Annotated in this window: 4 protein-coding genes; 3 read left to right on the top strand and 1 reads right to left on the bottom strand. The window is 71.5% G+C overall.

Annotated features, from left to right (window positions below):
* Positions 1-669 (bottom strand): IclR family transcriptional regulator (locus tag ASG00_RS07530; RefSeq protein WP_082483135.1); only part of this gene is annotated, 669 nt, incomplete at its 3' end.
* Positions 670-965: 296 nt separating this feature from the next.
* Between ASG00_RS07530 and dhaK the strand changes: the two genes are divergently transcribed.
* From dhaK to ASG00_RS17655, 3 genes are all read left to right on the top strand, one after another.
* The gene (dhaK, locus tag ASG00_RS07535; RefSeq protein WP_056208102.1) at positions 966-1,958 is read left to right on the top strand and encodes a dihydroxyacetone kinase subunit DhaK; all 993 of its coding nucleotides are present in this window, start codon (positions 966-968) and stop codon (positions 1,956-1,958) included.
* A 1-nt stretch (position 1,959) separates the two neighbouring features.
* Positions 1,960-2,595 carry a dihydroxyacetone kinase subunit DhaL gene (gene dhaL, locus ASG00_RS07540; RefSeq protein WP_056208105.1) on the top strand — a complete coding sequence of 212 codons (636 nt, stop codon included), beginning with the start codon at positions 1,960-1,962 and terminating at the stop codon, positions 2,593-2,595.
* The coding region (locus tag ASG00_RS17655) for a PTS-dependent dihydroxyacetone kinase phosphotransferase subunit DhaM (RefSeq protein ID WP_442922619.1) at positions 2,592-3,030 on the top strand (439 nt) is incomplete at its 3' end. The genes dhaL and ASG00_RS17655, both read left to right, overlap by 4 nt.

Raw genomic sequence — 3,030 nt, forward strand, 5'->3', positions numbered from 1 at the left:
GGGCACCGGCTGCGCGTCGGCGGGCACGACGAGCGCCACGGCGGCGATCACCCGTCCGGTGTCGTCGACGACCGGCACCGCCACCGAGCACTCTCCGACGACGGCCTCCTCGATCTCCCACGCGAGCGCCGCCGCTCGGATGTCGTCGAGCGCCGACGTGAGGGATGCGGCATCCGTCACTGTGTGGTCGGTGAGGTCGGCGAGCTCGCGTGCAAGCAGTTCACCGCGCACGTCGTCGTCGTAGGCCGCCAGCACCTTGCCGATCGCCGACGCGTGCACGGGCAGCGTGATGCCGGTCTCGGGCATCTGCTCGGAGCCGTCCGGGCGCCGGTCGTGATGGATGACGAGCACGTCGCCGAGCAGCGGCACCCCGAGCCGGGTGGCGAAGCCGGTGCGCTGCGACAGAGCGTGCATCCACCGGATGGAGCGCGAGCGCACATCGAGGGTGTCGAGGTAGACGCTCGAGAGCTTGAGCAGCGCAGGCCCGAGCATGTAGCGGTTGCCGTCGGGTTCCTGCGCGACGAGCCCGTGGGCCTGCAACGACTTCACGAGCCCGTGCACGGTGGACGGGGGGAGTCCGAGCGCGGCGCCGAGGTCGCTGACGCCCAGTCGCCGCGCGCCCTGCAGGAGCCCGAGGATGCGCGCGGCACGGTCGATCGACTGGATCATGGGGCTCTCCTTCCGCATTCAGCATCCTCAGGGGACGCACGGTCGGGATGCCTCTTGACACCGGCGTCCGACGCGACAATGCTTCGATATTAGCGAAGTGGTTTCGACAATGTCGAAAATTGCACCGTCGATCCACACATCGTTCACAGGGGAGCGTGAGTCATGGACGACATCACCACGCGGCGCATGCGCGTCGCGGACACCCCCTGCTGTGACGCCGGCGGGCGATCCCGATCCGTCGCGCGCATCGACAACGCCTCGACGACCGAGGCCTGAAACGAGCAGGAGATCCGCGCATGAAGAAGCTCATCAACGACCCGGCCAACGTCCTCGCCGACGCGCTGCACGGGGTCGCCGCAGCCCACCCCGAACTCGACGTCGACTTCGAGAACCGCGTCGTGTTCGGCACCGCACCGCGCGCCGGTCGCGTCACCCTCGTCTCCGGCGGAGGCTCGGGTCACGAGCCCCTGCACAGCGGCTTCGTCGGCGACGGCATGCTCGACGCCGCGTGCGCGGGCGAGGTGTTCACCTCGCCCACCCCCGACCAGATGCTCGCCGCCGCGACGAAGGTCGACTCCGGTTCGGGCGTGCTGTTCATCGTGAAGAACTACACCGGCGACGTGCTCAACTTCGACATGGCCGCCGACCTCGCCCGTGAGGAGGGCGTGATCGTCGAGTCGGTCGTCGTGGCCGACGACGTCGCCGTCGAGGACTCCACCTGGACCGCGGGTCGCCGCGGCGTGGGCACGACCCTCGTCGTCGAGAAGGTCGCCGGCGCCGCCGCGGCCGAAGGCCTGCCCCTCGCAGAGGTCAAGCGCATCGCCGAGAAGGTCGCCGCGAACGGGCGCTCGATGGGCGTCGCGCTCACGAGCTGCACCGTGCCGGCCAACGGCAAGCCGAGCTTCGAGCTGCCCGAGGACGAGATGGAGGTCGGTGTCGGCATCCACGGCGAGCCGGGCCGCAAGCGGGTGCCGCTGGCATCCGCTCACGACATCGCCGAGACGATCGTCACCGCCATCACCGACGACCTCGACTTCACCGGATCGCCCGTGATCGCCCTGCTCACCGGCCTCGGCGGCACGCCGCTCATCGAGCTCTACCTCACCTACGGCGAGGTCGCGAAGGCCCTCGAGGCGAAGCGCGTCACCGTCGCGCGCACGCTCGTCGGCGACTATGTCACGAGCCTCGACATGGCCGGCGCCTCGCTCACGCTGGTGAAGGCCGACGACGAGATCCTGCGCCTCTGGGATGCCCCGGTCGTGACCTCCGCCCTGCGCTGGGGGCGCTGAGATGGCAGACGTCATCACCGTCGCCCAGCTCGAGGCGTGGCTGCGCGCCGCCTCTGCCGCCCTGCACGAGAAGGCCGCCTGGCTCACCGAGCTCGACTCGGCCATCGGCGACGCCGACCACGGCACGAACATGGCCCGCGGCTTCACCGCCGTGGTCACGAAGCTCGACGCCGGCGTGCCCGACACGGCTCCCGCCCTGCTGAAGTCGGTCGGGATGACCCTCATCTCGACCGTCGGTGGGGCGAGTGGCTCGCTCTACGGCACCCTCTTCCTCGAGGCGGCCAAGGCGCTGCCCGCCGACTCCGAGGTCACCGCCGCGCAGTTCGCCGAAGCGCTCGCCGCCGGCGTCGCCGGCATCGTCTCGCGCGGTCACGCCGAGATCGGCGACAAGACCATGATCGACGCGCTCACCCCCGCTGTCGCGGCCTTCGCCGCCGCGGCGGCGGGTGAAAGTGCAGCGGATGCCGCGGCATCCGCTGCCCGCGCCGGAGAGGCCGGACGCGACTCGACCGAACCGCTCGTGGCGCGCAAGGGTCGTGCCTCGTACCTCGGGGAGCGCAGTGCCGGGCATCTCGATCCGGGGGCGTCGTCGTCGGTCATCCTGCTCGAGACCCTGGCGGGAGTGCTGGCCGCGTGATCGGGTTCGTCGTCGTCTCGCACTCCGCCCCGCTCGCCGACGCGGCGGTCGACCTCGCCCTGCAGATGGTGCATGACGAGGCGCCGCCGGTGCGGGTCGCGGCCGGCGCCGCGGGCGGCTTCGGCACGGACGCCGCCGCGATCGCGCAGGCGATCGACGAGCTGGCCGACACCGACGGGGTGCTCATCGTCACCGACCTGGGCTCGGCCGTGCTGAGCTCCTCGCTCGCCCTGGATCTCCGGGAGAGCGCCGTGCCCGTGCGCATCAGCGACGGGCCCTTCGTCGAGGGGTTGACCGCCGGGATCGTCCGGGCCGTGACCGGCGGCACCCTCGACGAGGTGACGTCCGAAGCGCGCCGAGCGCTCGATGCGAAGCGGCAGGACGACGTCTCCGAGACGGGGGCGGATGCCGCACCCGCCGCGGCGCCCGTCGAGG

It is taken from the genome of Microbacterium sp. Leaf351 (assembly GCF_001423825.1).
In the GTDB taxonomy this organism is placed as follows: Bacteria; Actinomycetota; Actinomycetes; order Actinomycetales; family Microbacteriaceae; genus Microbacterium; species Microbacterium ginsengisoli.

What these genes read in the sequence shown, in the direction of transcription:
- dhaK (WP_056208102.1), top strand. Translation starts at nt 966, where the DNA reads ATGAAGAAGCTCATCAACGACCCGGCCAACGTCCTCGCCGACGCGCTG.
- dhaL (WP_056208105.1), top strand. Translation starts at nt 1,960, where the DNA reads ATGGCAGACGTCATCACCGTCGCCCAGCTCGAGGCGTGGCTGCGCGCC.